General features: G+C 60.8%; 19 protein-coding genes. 10 read left to right on the forward strand and 9 right to left on the reverse strand.

The window, feature by feature from the left end; translation table 11 throughout:
- Positions 1–121: 121 nt before the first annotated feature.
- Positions 122–322, forward strand: coding sequence for a hypothetical protein (locus J2850_RS27495; protein ID WP_209989407.1), 201 nt, complete (start codon positions 122–124; stop codon positions 320–322).
- 337 nt (positions 323–659) lie between these two features.
- On the opposite strand, the gene J2850_RS27500 is transcribed toward J2850_RS27495, so the two are convergent.
- Complete coding sequence (locus J2850_RS27500) at positions 660–854, reverse strand: hypothetical protein (protein WP_209989412.1); 195 nt, start codon at positions 852–854, stop codon at positions 660–662.
- 215 nt (positions 855–1,069) lie between these two features.
- Here J2850_RS27500 and J2850_RS27505 point away from each other — a divergent pair, with 215 nt between their 5' ends.
- The 3 genes from J2850_RS27505 to J2850_RS27515 all read left to right on the forward strand — a co-directional run bounded on the left by J2850_RS27505 (position 1,070) and on the right by J2850_RS27515 (position 3,875).
- On the forward strand, positions 1,070–2,083 hold the full coding sequence (locus J2850_RS27505) for a hypothetical protein (RefSeq protein ID WP_209989416.1): 1,014 nt from the start codon (positions 1,070–1,072) through the stop codon (positions 2,081–2,083).
- A 473-nt stretch (positions 2,084–2,556) separates the two neighbouring features.
- Positions 2,557–3,042 (forward strand): hypothetical protein, encoded by a 486-nt coding sequence (locus J2850_RS27510; protein ID WP_209989419.1) that lies wholly within the window; start codon positions 2,557–2,559, stop codon positions 3,040–3,042.
- Positions 3,043–3,044: 2 nt separating this feature from the next.
- Positions 3,045–3,875, forward strand: coding sequence for a hypothetical protein (locus J2850_RS27515; RefSeq protein WP_209989422.1), 831 nt, complete (start codon positions 3,045–3,047; stop codon positions 3,873–3,875).
- 95 nt (positions 3,876–3,970) lie between these two features.
- Here the strand turns inward: J2850_RS27515 and J2850_RS27520 are convergent, their stop codons facing one another.
- Complete coding sequence (locus tag J2850_RS27520) at positions 3,971–4,333, reverse strand: hypothetical protein (protein ID WP_209989425.1); 363 nt, start codon at positions 4,331–4,333, stop codon at positions 3,971–3,973.
- 77 nt (positions 4,334–4,410) lie between these two features.
- On the opposite strand from J2850_RS27520, the gene J2850_RS27525 reads away from it, so the two are divergent.
- The 3 genes from J2850_RS27525 (at position 4,411) to J2850_RS27535 (ending at position 6,679) form a co-directional block, all read left to right on the forward strand.
- Positions 4,411–4,773 (forward strand): hypothetical protein, encoded by a 363-nt coding sequence (locus J2850_RS27525; RefSeq protein WP_209989428.1) that lies wholly within the window; start codon positions 4,411–4,413, stop codon positions 4,771–4,773.
- Between the two features lie 55 nt (positions 4,774–4,828).
- A complete protein-coding gene (locus J2850_RS27530) occupies positions 4,829–5,965 on the forward strand; it encodes a nucleotidyltransferase family protein (RefSeq protein WP_209989432.1) in 1,137 nt (378 codons plus the stop codon).
- 432 nt (positions 5,966–6,397) lie between these two features.
- Positions 6,398–6,679, forward strand: a complete 282-nt coding sequence (locus J2850_RS27535; protein ID WP_209989435.1) for a hypothetical protein — start codon at positions 6,398–6,400, stop codon at positions 6,677–6,679.
- 25 nt (positions 6,680–6,704) lie between these two features.
- Here J2850_RS27535 and J2850_RS27540 read toward each other — a convergent pair whose 3' ends face one another.
- Together J2850_RS27540 and J2850_RS27545 are read right to left on the reverse strand one after the other, a co-directional pair.
- On the reverse strand, positions 6,705–6,977 hold the full coding sequence (locus J2850_RS27540) for a hypothetical protein (protein ID WP_209989438.1): 273 nt from the start codon (positions 6,975–6,977) through the stop codon (positions 6,705–6,707).
- 173 nt (positions 6,978–7,150) lie between these two features.
- Positions 7,151–7,408 (reverse strand): helix-turn-helix domain-containing protein, encoded by a 258-nt coding sequence (locus tag J2850_RS27545; RefSeq protein WP_209989441.1) that lies wholly within the window; start codon positions 7,406–7,408, stop codon positions 7,151–7,153.
- A 173-nt stretch (positions 7,409–7,581) separates the two neighbouring features.
- Here J2850_RS27545 and J2850_RS27550 point away from each other — a divergent pair, with 173 nt between their 5' ends.
- The 3 genes from J2850_RS27550 (at position 7,582) to J2850_RS32400 (ending at position 9,223) form a co-directional block, all read left to right on the forward strand.
- Positions 7,582–7,923 carry a hypothetical protein gene (locus tag J2850_RS27550; RefSeq protein ID WP_209989444.1) on the forward strand — a complete coding sequence of 114 codons (342 nt, stop codon included), beginning with the start codon at positions 7,582–7,584 and terminating at the stop codon, positions 7,921–7,923.
- 353 nt (positions 7,924–8,276) lie between these two features.
- Positions 8,277–8,996 carry a hypothetical protein gene (locus J2850_RS27555; RefSeq protein ID WP_209989447.1) on the forward strand — a complete coding sequence of 240 codons (720 nt, stop codon included), beginning with the start codon at positions 8,277–8,279 and terminating at the stop codon, positions 8,994–8,996.
- A 170-nt stretch (positions 8,997–9,166) separates the two neighbouring features.
- A complete protein-coding gene (locus J2850_RS32400; RefSeq protein WP_370878971.1) occupies positions 9,167–9,223 on the forward strand; it encodes a PsiF family protein in 57 nt (18 codons plus the stop codon).
- Positions 9,224–9,760: 537 nt separating this feature from the next.
- Here J2850_RS32400 and J2850_RS27565 read toward each other — a convergent pair.
- The 5 genes from J2850_RS27565 to J2850_RS27585 all read right to left on the reverse strand — a co-directional run bounded on the left by J2850_RS27565 (position 9,761) and on the right by J2850_RS27585 (position 12,172).
- Positions 9,761–9,955: a hypothetical protein gene (locus J2850_RS27565; RefSeq protein WP_209989450.1), complete on the reverse strand. Its 195-nt coding sequence runs from the start codon at positions 9,953–9,955 to the stop codon at positions 9,761–9,763.
- A gap of 261 nt (positions 9,956–10,216) precedes the next feature.
- Positions 10,217–10,477: a hypothetical protein gene (locus J2850_RS27570; RefSeq protein WP_209989453.1), complete on the reverse strand. Its 261-nt coding sequence runs from the start codon at positions 10,475–10,477 to the stop codon at positions 10,217–10,219.
- Positions 10,459–10,779 (reverse strand): hypothetical protein, encoded by a 321-nt coding sequence (locus J2850_RS27575; RefSeq protein ID WP_209989455.1) that lies wholly within the window; start codon positions 10,777–10,779, stop codon positions 10,459–10,461. The genes J2850_RS27570 and J2850_RS27575 overlap by 19 nt, the downstream gene beginning before the upstream one ends.
- Positions 10,776–10,952, reverse strand: a complete 177-nt coding sequence (locus J2850_RS27580) for a hypothetical protein (protein WP_209989458.1) — start codon at positions 10,950–10,952, stop codon at positions 10,776–10,778. Before J2850_RS27580 ends, J2850_RS27575 begins: the two co-directional genes overlap by 4 nt.
- Before the next feature lie 119 nt (positions 10,953–11,071).
- Positions 11,072–12,172: a DNA methyltransferase family protein gene (locus J2850_RS27585; protein WP_209989461.1), complete on the reverse strand. Its 1,101-nt coding sequence runs from the start codon at positions 12,170–12,172 to the stop codon at positions 11,072–11,074.
- Positions 12,173–12,245: the final 73 nt, after the last annotated feature.

The raw sequence follows: 12,245 nt of genomic DNA on the forward strand, positions 1-12,245 counted from the left end.
GGGAACAAAGATTGACATCAGCCAGGTTCCCGTTCCACCCATGGAACGTGATTGCCAAGGCTGCTGGACATGCTGCATCGTCAAACTATAATGCCATGGTCGGCGCACGATAGAGGCGATCATGCTTGACGATGAGCGGAAGGCGGCGGTGAAGGAGGCGATGGCTTCTCTACCGCTCACCGAGCGGCAGCGCGAGTTGGCTGATGAGACACTTGAGGATATGACGCCAGAGAACGCCGACCGGATTATTGCTGCACATCGCAAGTTGATCGAAAAATTGCCTGCTGCCCTTCTTGCGATCAGGGCAGTACGAGGGCGATAAGCGGTTCAGGCGTCATTTGCGCTACATCATCGGCCTGAGCATTATGCTCCGATACGGTCGGAGGTTTCCATGGGTATTCTGGGCCAGATTATCTCCTCGCTATTGATCGTATAGCACATCCACAGTTAGATTTAAGCCGTCAATGCATAGATTGAAGACATGCGCAATCACGCGGTCAAAGTCGGACCGCTGTGTTATGTGCGTCGAACTGAGCTGGGGCCGCTATAAGCGGAATCGGTGAACCAATATACAGATCACTCCAGACGAAGGCCGCCCATTGCGTCGGGCCCCCGTTTGAGAAGTCGGATCAGATGAGCGGTCGTAGGCCCTCGTAAACCTAAGGCACCTCGCGCGACGCCGCGCGCATCGCCTCCCCGATCGCCAAGCCGGCCTCGTCGGCGTCGATGTGGATCGCCCGAGCGACCGTGCGGATCATGCAGCGCGACGGGTCCGCGACAGCCATGAGTACCGCGCGGGCATCCATCACATACCTGCCCCAGCGCGGCGCAACCATCTCGTCGTCCAATGCCATCGGTTCCTCGTCCTTGAGCCGGCAGATTGCGTCACATGCGCATCAGCGGCGACGTGAGCGCGGCATCGCGGCAATCAGCGGCGAGTTGGGCGACGTGATTCATCTTGGCCCTCCGGTTGCACGGATCGACAAATGGGATCGCCGGTAAGTGGCGTGTAGCACCGGATTCCACCACATCCAAGCAGGCCCACCCACGGAGATGGGAGGAGCGCACCATGGCAAGCAAGCACTTCAGGCACCGCCACGTCAGCAAGTCGACGGACGGCTGGGACAAGAAGGTGTACGATGCGCTGCGATACGACGCACGCGGCAGCGAGGAGGTTGTGGCCGTCTGGACTGGCGGTGGCCTCCCGCCGGCGAAGGCCGGAGACGCGAGGGAGGCGACGCGGGCGTGGCTCGACTTCGCCGGGCGGCTACGGATCAACGCCCGCGCAATGGAGGAGGCCCACCTGGGCCTCGATCACGACCTGAGCCAGGCCCAGAACGTCGCCATGGTGCAGGCATGGGTTGACCGGGTGACCGGCGGCGTCTGCCCGTACCTCGTTGCGATCCACGCGAACGAGGCCAAGCCTGCGGCCTCGCCGGGCAGGCGGCCGAAGTCGAAGAACTGGCACGCGCATGTCGCCTGGATAGACCGAAACTCCGAGACGCTGCGGCCGCACTTGAACGTCTCTGAGTTCAAGGGCAAGGGCCCGACCAGAAGCCTCCGCGCGTGGTGGGAGAAAGTCAAGAACGAGCACCGCGCGCGAGCCGGCCTGGAGCCGGTTATCCTCGCCAGGTCCCCCGGCGAGCGGCGACCGCGTGTGACCCAGGCCGGGCTCAATCGAGCCGGTGAGCGCACCGCGCACGCGCTGCGCTGCGCCCTCGACATGATCGAACGCATTCGCGCGGCGGCCAGCCGGAGGGCGCGCAAGCTGATCGACATCGCGAAGCGTCTGCGCGAGCAGCTCCGCGAGGCCATCGCTCGCGCCGAGCACGCGGAGCGGCAGCTTGCCACCGCTAGGCGGGCGCTCGAAGAGGCGACGCAACGCGAACTTGAGCTCGGGCACGCGGTGAGCGAGCTCCGCGCCAGGGACCGCGAGCGGGCGAAGGCCGATGAGATGGCGCGGGCGATCGCCACGATCCGTTCCGCTGGCACGAAAGAGCAGCGCGACAACGACGCGCATCACAACGCACTCCAGCGAGCCGCCCGCAGCTTCGGCACAGACCCGACCAGCCGCACCCGCTGATTTCACGGCAAATCGCACCGCAACGGCCGCCCGGACCACTCCGGGCGGCCGCTTTCGTTGATAACGGACTCCGCGCTCCTGCAGTCGCCACTCATGAAACCCCTAATCGTGCCAACATAGGGGTTTTTCTTAAATACACGCAAATATCAGATTAGATGCTACTAATCATCGGGCTGCCCATGGAAGAATAGCTTGGATTTTGTGAAATTCCATCAGAAGCGCAGCGCTTCAGCCGCACAACGACCGCGAACCAGCCGCACAACGACCGCAAACCAGCAGCGACGACCGTAGCGCCCCGCGTTTAGTCTCCCATCGGGAAACTTTTCGGCGCGCAGGCGATAAATTGCCTCCCATTGGTAGACAGGAAGTGCTCGACGGCAACGGTCTCCCATTTGTAGACTTAATAATGATCAGAAAGCGGCGCCATGCCGCCCTGATCCGCCGGAGGACTGAGGATAGGCGAGGAGGTGGGCATGGACACGCTGAGCATTGAGATCGCCGCGCAGTATCCGGACGCCATTGCGCCGCATGTCGTCGCCGCACTTGAGCGCGTGAACCTGAGCCGCCGGACGTTCCTATTGGCGTCCGACGTCGGCGGCATGGTCGAGCTCGATCTCGTCGGCGCCGGGCAGCAGTTGCCCTACTGGTCCGCCGAGGCGTTCCGCGGGCGCGCCGACCGCCCAGAGACTCGCGACGAGGACGATCATATTGAGGCCCTCGCGGCCGGCATCGCGCGACGGGCCGCGGCGCGCATCCTCGCTGGCATCGACCGTGAGCGCGCGGCTATCGCCTGGCGGCTGGAGCAGATCTCGGCGTCGGCGCACGCACGGATGCGGAACGCCGACTCAATCCGCGCGCTGCGCGGCGAGCTTGCCGCAGTCACATCGCAGGCTTGGCTCTACGACAGCCTCATCGAGCGGCACGGCCGGAACATCATCGACATACTCGCGAGGGCCTGATCATGAGCGCGATCAAGATCAACGTGCCCGACGCGCTGGAGCGGCTCGGGCTAGAGCAGCAGGACCTCGCTGACTTCTTGAGTGCCTTCGCTGGCGGCGAGGTCGTGAGCCGCAACACCGTCTGGCGCTGGTGCTCTGCCGACCGGTCCCCTGGGAGCACGCCGCACGCGCGCAGCGCTCCTCCGGCCGCGAGGGCGATGCTCTGGCTCCTCGGCGAGCTGCCGACCGAGCAGCGCGCCGACCTGATCGCCCGCGCAGCAGCCTCCCGCGCCGCGGCGCCAGAGCGGCCGAATGGGCCCCGAAAGGCCAAGCCCGCACAGAGCCCCTCTGAGCCGCCGGAGACCACAATCCCAAGCGCGCCGACAAAAGCGGCGGCCACAGAGGCTCTCAGGGCTTCGCTTGAGCGGGAAGGACCGAAGAAGCCGGCCAGGGCGCCGGCCAGGGCGCCAGCCGCGAAGCCGTCGAAGAAGTCAGCCGGAAGGCGGATCAGCAGCGAGGTCGCCGCGGCCGCCGCGGCAGAGATCGAGCGCGTTGCGAAGCTGCACGAGTCCCGCGAGCGCTTGGGCCGCCCCAGCCGGATCGGCTTCGGGGGGCGGATGATCGCGATCGGCGGCGGCTGGACCCTGACGCACGAGCCGGACGGCTGGATGCTCAGCAACGCCGATCTCAGCGCCGACGCGTACATCCGCGATGGCGAGACAGAGGCGCAAGCGCAGGCGCGGATCGAGAAGACTGCGCTGGCCTCAACGATCCGCGGCCTCGACATGGTCAAGGCGTCGGCACTCCGTGCCGAGGACATTCCGCGGATGCTGGACGACCGCCGGCGCGAGTGAGACCCATATCAACCCGACGAGCGCAGCGCCACCGGCATCGCGTCATCGTACGGCTACTAGCCCCGCCGGCACCCGGCGGGGCATATCTTTGGGGATCAGTCCAGGCCAGCCCCGTCGCGCTCACCGAGCATCCGCTCAATCTCTGCTGTCTGCTCGGGATGGCGCGCCGCGGCCTCCCGGTCGATCTTCGCGAGGACCAGACGCGCGCGCAACTGCGACAAGGCCCACATCCGCTCGTGGCTCGACAGCTCGCGAGGACGCGCCCCGCCAGAATTACGGAGGAACATCGGTGAACCGTCAATCCGCTCAATGGCTGCGCGCACCTCTTCCTCCGCGCGCGATGAATAACCGAGGGCGTTGACAGTCCATGCGTCAACAATCCGGCCGCCGTCGACACCCGCGAACAATCGTTGGTCGCCGAGAATGACGACGATCTCACCGACATCAATCATGGCCATCCCCGCACCGCCACGCAGTTACAACATGATGCTCGGACAGCAGGATACATGATGCTCGACTACCGAGGGAGGCCAGATTGATACGCAGCCTGGTGATGAGCTACGATACAGAACCATTCGATGTCGCATTGACGATCGTTGAGATGTTGCCGCACCTGCCGCCGGAGAAAGTCTGGCTGTACGTGGCGACATCTCGTGAGCCACAGGGCTTCCGGATTGTAGCCGAAGAGGGCTCGGACCCGCCACCATGTAGTGCCGATGCCGTCCTGGAAGTGGCGCGCCAGCTGACGCTCGGCGCTGCAGATGCGGCTACATGGCTTCGCCAGCGCGGGCGGCCGACGCCGGACATGAGCGATGCCCTTCCAGCGCTACGCGCGTGGAAGCCGACGGGGCACCAGCTGATGCGCACAGCGGTGCTCATGAGCGAGCGGCACACATGACAACTTGCCTGTGTTGGTATAACTCTCCCTTTACCAACACAGGCGAGATGCCGCCATGCTCGACACGATCAGTTTGCCGATTCAGACCATGTTCGCCGAGGTCGAGCAGCGGAGCCTCGATGCCGAGTTCGATGAGGCCTATCCGGAGAATGGCTCCTTCTCCAAGCGGAGACGAAACGGTCAGGAGTACTGGTACTATAACGGCTACTACCGGCAGGCCGGAGCCAAGTATGTCACTTACGTCGGCCCGGCGCGCGAGGACGCCGTCACCCAGCGGGTCGAGCGCTTCCACCAGATCAAGTCCAGCTTCAGGGAACGGCGGCGTATGGTCGGCGCCCTCAAGGCGGCGGGCCTGCCGACACCTGATCCGGTGGTTGGCGAGGTGGTGGAGGCGCTGTGGCGGGCGGGGGCCTTCCGGCTCCGCTGCGTCCTGGTCGGAACGGTCGCCTTCCAGACCTATGCCGGGCTGATCGGCGTGCTGCCGCCGATGCCGGCCCTGATGACGACGGACATCGATGTAGCGCAGTTCCATTCGATCTCGCTGCTGGTGGAAGACAGTCTGCCACCGGTCCTCGACGTGCTGCGGTCTGTGGAAAGTTCCTTCCAAGAGATTCCGCACCAGATGGATGGCCGATTCGCCACCAAATATCGGGCGAGGAACATTGAGGTCGAGTTCCTGACCCAGAGCGAGCCAGCCCAGATGCCGGCGCTCGGCGGCGCTGCGGCCGTGCGACTCCGCTTCCTGGACTACTTGCTCCACAACCCGGTGCGCAGCGTGCTGCTGCACAAGGCGGGGATCCCGGTGCGCGTCCCAGCACCCGAGCGATACGCGCTGCACAAGCTGATCGTCGCGACGCGCAGACGCACCGACAACAATGGGCAAGCCAAGCGCGACAAGGATATCCACCAAGCCGGCGTGCTGATCGAGGCGCTGACCCTAGGGCGTCGCCATCATGACTTGTTGGACGCTTGGCTCGAAGCCTGGGAGCGCGGCCCGAAATGGCAGGCCGCTTTGGTCCACGGACGCTCCATGCTGCTGCCGGAGCACCAACTCATGCTACGCGACGCGGTGCGCAAGGCAGGCCGGGAAACCGGAGATCGTCCGGAGAACATTGGTTTCACACACCAGGCTGAGAACATCCCTCTCGACACCTTGGGCGAGAGTGAAGCGGATGCGGTCGAAGGGCTCTGAAGTCTACAACCCGAGAGTGGCTGGCTGGGGTGCGGCGCTGAACGCGTGCGAGACCACCGCCTGCAGCAGAAGTTTAGCGCTCTGGCGTACCGGGTCGCATGGCCCTATATAAGGAGTGAGTGGCAACGCGGAATCTCCGCGATGCTCCCACAGCCGAAGCCCGACGGCCGGCTCCAGGACTGAGATGCGCGCGAGTTGCGCGCAGGCCTCAAAATCCCGGACCAGCTAACCCATTGAAAAAAATGGCGGACCCGACGAGATTCGAACTTGACAGTGAATTACAAAGCAAAATCATATGCTTATACCGCTTTTCTCCGCAGGTTCTATCACGGTCCCTATCGCGTTCCTACACCGTAGGAACATCGTTAAGCGCGGCTAACGCATGGCTACACGACCACGAAAGCCGGGCAATGAGCCGAATCGCGCCGGCCCTTGACCAGCGCCCTGCCCCGCTCCATCCTCCATCCCATGTCAGAACGAAACAAGAACACGGTCTTACCCTTCTACTCGATCCGGCTCCGCGACATGGTGCGGCCGGTCGCCGTGCTGACGGTCGTGTGTGAGGCCTGCAAGCGGAAGACCGAACTCGACCCCTTCGAATTCGCCGCGAAGCAAGGGCCAGACGCGAACCTGCGCCAGCTGGCCCCGCTCCTTCGATGCGGTCAGTGTGGCATGAAGGGGTGGGTGCGCTTCGAGGTGGATTGGATCCCGTGAAGGCGCCCGCCCATCCGCCATAAACTCAATCAGGGCTTTCAGCCAATATCAAGCGAAGAGCCCGAGATTCAGGCCTGTTACCCTTAAACCATTTTGGCTTTCGGTTATAAACGAACAATAACAGTGCTTTAATATCTTCCGGCGTTGGTGACTTTACAGAAAGTGCTCGCTCCATTTGTTCAAACGCATCTTCCTCAATATCACGTATTATGTTGTTATTCTCCTTCATATTCACTTTCTTGAATTTCATAAGCGTGTAGTAGTTTGTCAGATGAAATGAAACTTTACTGATCCGCACGATCAGCCTCCACTGCCAATAACGATGAACGCACTATCACACAACAAACCATGAGATTGTCAAAGAAGATAATATTTGTCACAGAGACAATAAAAATAGTCCCACCCAGCGACAAATAGTCCTGTTTGTACTTAAGACCGGCCTTATTCAATTGATCTAGCGTTGTCTTCACATCACGATTGCTCAACCGATCGCAACCGAGCACCAGGAGCACCGTGGTTAAGCAACTCCACTCCAGCTTCATCGAAGGCGCGCACCACGGCATTGGCTCGGGCGGTTGTGGCATTGATCACGCCGTCGATCCCCTCCCAATCCCGAATGGTCTCCTCCGAGACCGGGTGAAAGCGGCTTGCTTCCTGTGCCAACTGCTTGCGGCTCCACCGCTTCAGCGCCCGCCCGGCCCGGATCTGCTCACCTCGCAACGCAAACATGTCAGTCCCGCCTCTGTAAGATTTTGGCGTCAGACTACCCTTTTTTGGTTGACCGTCAAGAACGAGCAGGTTACCACTTTCTAACGTTGAAACCCCATTTTCATACAGGCTTGGCGCAAGGAAGCAGGCACCTGCCCTTGGCGTTGCAACCCCGTAACGAGTCGAGGAATCAAATGACAACCGACGCCAGGCTCTCCACCCTCCTCTCCCAGCTCGTGGCAAACGAGCGCCACCACGAGGATCTGGCCGCCAGCGGCCAGCCCTATGCTGCGGTCGAGGAAGATCGCAATGACAAGCGTGCGGAGCTGGAAGCGGAACTTTTCAGCATCCCGGCGGCCGGCATGCGCGGCATTGCGGCGAAGCTTGCCGCGCTTTGGCCCGACGTCGCGGTGAACCGCTCCTATGGCCAACCTCCCAGCGAACAGCATGATCTCGCCGTCCGCCGTTTCTGGAAGGTGATTCAGGAGGTGGAACGGCTGGCGGATGCTGTTGAACAGCAGGCGACAGGGCATTAGCTTCTGGAAAGCTGGGTGACGGTTCGGGACGTATGAGAGGGGCCGCAAAGGCATCTGCTCCCCCAGCACCCTATCTCTCGGCAGATGGTGCCCGTCCATGACCACTCGGCACATCGACCAAGCCATTACCCAGTTGCGTATCATCAAGTGGATGGTCGCAGCGAACGCACTGTTGACGTTGGTGGCACCATTCCTTGCGATCGACCGCTTTGCCTAGGCGACGGCGCACCGCTCGTCGAAGTTTGACCGTTTGGTGACGCTCGTGTTCAACCATCCAGCGTCACCACCTTGACAATTAAAAGATGCCCTCATTAATTTATTAGTTCTTTGATGGCGAGTGGCCGGAGGTTTAAATGACGCGTACGTTCACAGATAAAGAAATACAGGTTCTGAAGTTAACTGTAAGTACTATTGAAGAGATTTTGCGAATTAAGGCCACATATGACATCCATCGATATATAATCAACAAAGCGGAAAGGAGCTATCAGGATTTTGAAGCAGAACTGCATGTTGACTATGATATAACGGGAACAGGTGTTCTGGCTACATCCGTAAATATAAGAACAGCCCAGGAAGAAGATGACGATAAAATAGTAAAAACAGATTTGCCGCTGGCGCCAGAGTCAATTAGTGAGAACATAGGGTCCTTTCCACTTGAAAAAGCTACCGCATCATACCTGTTTACGATTCTCGAAGTTTATGGGAATAGTGTCGTCGACATTATTAACCCGGGAAGCATCAACAAAAATAAGGCGTGGCATGAAGATGTGAAAGGTTTCGCTGATTTGCGCGATAGTGTGCAGCTAGACAAAGCCTGTGAGGCTTTTGGAAAGCACTTCGCCGTGCCGGGAAATTTGGTGCTTGACCACGCAGCGAGACGCATGGTGAGACTTAAAAAGGAGAGAAATGACTTCGCTCATGAAGGTAGCGGGAAAGTAGACGTCCTTTCATACCTAGAAGACGTAGTTACGGTGATATGCCAGATTGCTTTTATGACAACGAAAGAAGAGCGCCTATCTGTCTATCCTTGGGAAGACTACGAGGGCACCTTTAGCCCCACCTCATCGTACTAGCAATGAATTAAGAACTACCAATTGCAGCTGATCTTGAGCAACGTGTTGGCGAGGTTTTCCATGGGCGTCGACCGGATGCGGAACGAACACCTCAACCCGACGGCCATCGTCACCTCGCCGATGGAGGAAAGCGGTTTCGCACATAGGCACTGCCATGGTCGAGGCGTCTAGTGGGAAAAACCGGGGAGGACCGGAAAACGTTCATGAGCAGCTGCCTGGAGGGCTGACCACGACATTTGATCTGCCCGCTTACATCAGGCGGGCAGATCCCTGACGCAAAGATATTCCGAGGTTGACTTCGGAGGTTACCGTCCCACTATAGCTTCACAACCCGCACTTTGTCGGCCTTTTTGTGTTGTGTCCAATCCAGGTCATCAATCGTCTTGTCATGAACAATAGCTAGAAGAACATCGTCAAAGCGCACAGCTTCCGTAAACGCGACGCATGCAATCCAGAGGGGCCTTTTACGGTCATCCGGGTCTTTGCCGTCTGTTCTATAGTAGAGAGCATCAACTCAGGCATGAAGGCCCTTGGCCGTGGTCAAGGCGGGTAGCGTAAGGGCCGCTCGCCGGGAGCGGCCCTCGCCACAGGTCAGCGCGCCACCCCTTAACCTTCTCGTAGGTCCGGTAGGCCCCCAGCCCGAGCATCGGCACCAGCAGGCTCATGAGGGTGTCCGTGTCGATCGGCGGCCTGACCCTCGATCCTGCGTCGATTGTGCGCGATGTCCGGCGCCACACCGGCACTCCATCTGCCGATCAGACACGCTACCGTCCAGCCAGCACGTGGCGCGCCGCGCGACCCGCCAGCAAGGCCACGACCGCTGCGCCGGCGAAAGCCCATGGCGAGGGCGCGGCCCGAGCCACCGACCAATCCATGGCGACGACTAGCCCGGAGACCAGCAGCAACAGCGCCAAGCCGTAGCCAGCAAGGTGGAGGACAAAACCCAGGCGACCGATCATGGCGAAGACCTCCTCCAGCAGGGCGGCGGGGTGTCCGGATCACCCCATCGCCGTGACGCGATCCCCGTCCAAGGCACTGGTGGCCCCATCCCACGTCATGCGGGCGGTATCAGAGGACGACAGACACCCAACCGGCGCGGCGCTGACTCACCACGTCGCTCCGGTTGGCCCGGGTGCAAGGCCCGAACGGGTGGTTGCATTGCTGCCATACATTTGCACGCCACTCAACTGCGACAACTTGTCCGGCGCGCTGCAGCTATATCACGGCGCCGCCCATCCCTCCCACGCAGACACCCTCTGCCGGAGCAGGTCGACGTAACCGACGAGGGAATCCCTCCCCGCAGGATCAAGACAGGCGACCGACGCTGCGCCTGGCGCGGTGAAGATCCGGCCCGGCGTCTGGATGGGTGCCAGCAACTCGGCCGGCGGGACCGCCCGCTGGACCACCGGCACCTCCACCCGCACAGGATCGGAGGCACAGGCGGCCAGCAGCAGGACTGCGGTCAGGGCGATGCGAGCCATGAGTTCAGATCCTCCGCGGTCTTGAGATCGGGTTTCGGGCGAGGCTTCAAGGCAGCCACGGCGCGAGCGGATGCGGCTTGGCTTGCCGCCGCGGCATCGTTGCGCATGCGCTCGACCGCCGCGTTCTGTTCGGTGACGGCCGCCTCGAGCCGCGCGGCATTGGCCTGCGCATCGGCCAGGTCGGAGCGCGTCAGCCACAGGGACAGGCCCAGCGCGCTCGACACGATGGCCAGCACGCCGATCGCTACAAGGGCGCCGACCCCGCCGCTCCGGGTGCCGAGGATGGAGAGGATCGCCATCATTTGCCGGCACCCTCTTTGACGCGACCGATCACTAGCACGGACCACTCGGCCAGCCGATAGAGCTTGCCGTACCAGCGATCTGCCGGCGGCGTCGGGGTTGACGCCAGGATGGCCTTGACGACGAGGGCATACAGTGTCGCGTAGCCCAGGGTCTGAAGAAACCAGTCGGGCATGAGAACCTCCTTGCAGGCATGAAAAAGCCCGCTACCGGACTGGTGCGGGCAGGGACGAGGTCAATTGAAAAGGCCGCTCTATGAGAGCGGCCCTATTGATGGAACATAGCGTTACCTGTTCAGACCATCTCCAGCTCCACCTCGACCAGTTCTGGCGCACCCTCAGCGCCGGCACGAGCCAAGTTCAGATCAAGCAATCGAGCCAGAACTTCATCATCGGTCAGATCAGCAGGCCAGCCATAGGCAGCAGCCACCGCCTCGTCCAACTGCCGGTGAGCATTCACCAGCCACGCAGGACGCTCGTTGTAGAGGTTGGTCAAAGTCCGCTTTTTCAGGATCGCCGCTGCGGCGGCGTCCTTAGGTAGAATGCGGTCGGGGAAGCCGGGCACTACCTCGGGCACAGTCATAACTAAGTCAGGCGGGTTGAGCCAGTTGCGCCGGAGGATGTCCAGTCGCTCAGCAGCTTGGGCGATAGCCTTAGCATGCGGGTTCTCGGCGTAGTCAGCCGCGGGAATGTCGGGCGTCAGCCCTTCCGGAAAGGGAAAGGTCTCGAACGTCGTACTGGGGGTATAGCGGGGATCATTTCCTACACCGAGCCAAGTACAAAGGCCTAGAGTCCATGCTTCATGGAAACGGCTATGTAGAATTCCATATGTGGTCGCGTCGTCGCGAGCGATTGCGACAAGGGCGCTGTCGGGAACAGTAGCTCGGTCAAGCCAAACGAAAATACGGTGTTTGGACACTCGTGGAGTGGCGATATAGCGCGAAAATGGCTTCAGGGCTGCTTGCAATTCTGCTCCAGAGCGGCCAAGCTTCCACCAATTCTCCCGTCTCTGCCTATCGCGGTTGACATCACGAATTGGTTTTACAGTTTCCTTTACATAGTGATACGGCTTTTCGTACAGACAAGCTTGTTCTTCTTCCATATTGGAAAAATTGACGATCCACGTATCAGATGAACGCCGTACTAAATCCATGCCGTTTGCCCACGGAAATACAACCTTCAAGTTTCCCTTTCCATTTGGATTAACTGGCGATTTAAGCCATTCGCGGGCAAGTTGGCCAGGAATGTCAAAAGGACCGACTTTGACCGGCCCTTGAAAAGCAGCTCCGTAGTTTTCTCGCAGCCGACGTGCCATCGTTAAGTTAATCGCCATCGCGGTGAGATCCGCATTGATACGAGACACCGGCTCGCCGTCTAGCAGGCTGCTGAAAAACACCCTTCCCGGCGCGGCATGGTTGTGATTCGCTTTCCCTGCGGTGGTCAGGTGAGGTCACGGGTATGCGCGGACG

This window comes from Azospirillum picis, from assembly GCF_017876115.1.
GTDB lineage: Bacteria > Pseudomonadota > Alphaproteobacteria > Azospirillales > Azospirillaceae > Azospirillum > Azospirillum picis.

Coding starts and splice junctions, on each gene's coding strand:
- J2850_RS27495 (WP_209989407.1), top strand. CDS start 122: ATGCTTGACGATGAGCGGAAGGCGGCGGTGAAGGAGGCGATGGCTTCT.
- J2850_RS27500 (WP_209989412.1), bottom strand. CDS start 854: ATGGCATTGGACGACGAGATGGTTGCGCCGCGCTGGGGCAGGTATGTG.
- J2850_RS27505 (WP_209989416.1), top strand. CDS start 1,070: ATGGCAAGCAAGCACTTCAGGCACCGCCACGTCAGCAAGTCGACGGAC.
- J2850_RS27510 (WP_209989419.1), top strand. CDS start 2,557: ATGGACACGCTGAGCATTGAGATCGCCGCGCAGTATCCGGACGCCATT.
- J2850_RS27515 (WP_209989422.1), top strand. CDS start 3,045: ATGAGCGCGATCAAGATCAACGTGCCCGACGCGCTGGAGCGGCTCGGG.
- J2850_RS27520 (WP_209989425.1), bottom strand. CDS start 4,333: ATGGCCATGATTGATGTCGGTGAGATCGTCGTCATTCTCGGCGACCAA.
- J2850_RS27530 (WP_209989432.1), top strand. CDS start 4,829: ATGCTCGACACGATCAGTTTGCCGATTCAGACCATGTTCGCCGAGGTC.
- J2850_RS27545 (WP_209989441.1), bottom strand. CDS start 7,408: ATGTTTGCGTTGCGAGGTGAGCAGATCCGGGCCGGGCGGGCGCTGAAG.
- J2850_RS27550 (WP_209989444.1), top strand. CDS start 7,582: ATGACAACCGACGCCAGGCTCTCCACCCTCCTCTCCCAGCTCGTGGCA.
- J2850_RS27555 (WP_209989447.1), top strand. CDS start 8,277: ATGACGCGTACGTTCACAGATAAAGAAATACAGGTTCTGAAGTTAACT.
- J2850_RS27565 (WP_209989450.1), bottom strand. CDS start 9,955: ATGATCGGTCGCCTGGGTTTTGTCCTCCACCTTGCTGGCTACGGCTTG.
- J2850_RS27570 (WP_209989453.1), bottom strand. CDS start 10,477: ATGGCTCGCATCGCCCTGACCGCAGTCCTGCTGCTGGCCGCCTGTGCC.
- J2850_RS27575 (WP_209989455.1), bottom strand. CDS start 10,779: ATGATGGCGATCCTCTCCATCCTCGGCACCCGGAGCGGCGGGGTCGGC.
- J2850_RS27580 (WP_209989458.1), bottom strand. CDS start 10,952: ATGCCCGACTGGTTTCTTCAGACCCTGGGCTACGCGACACTGTATGCC.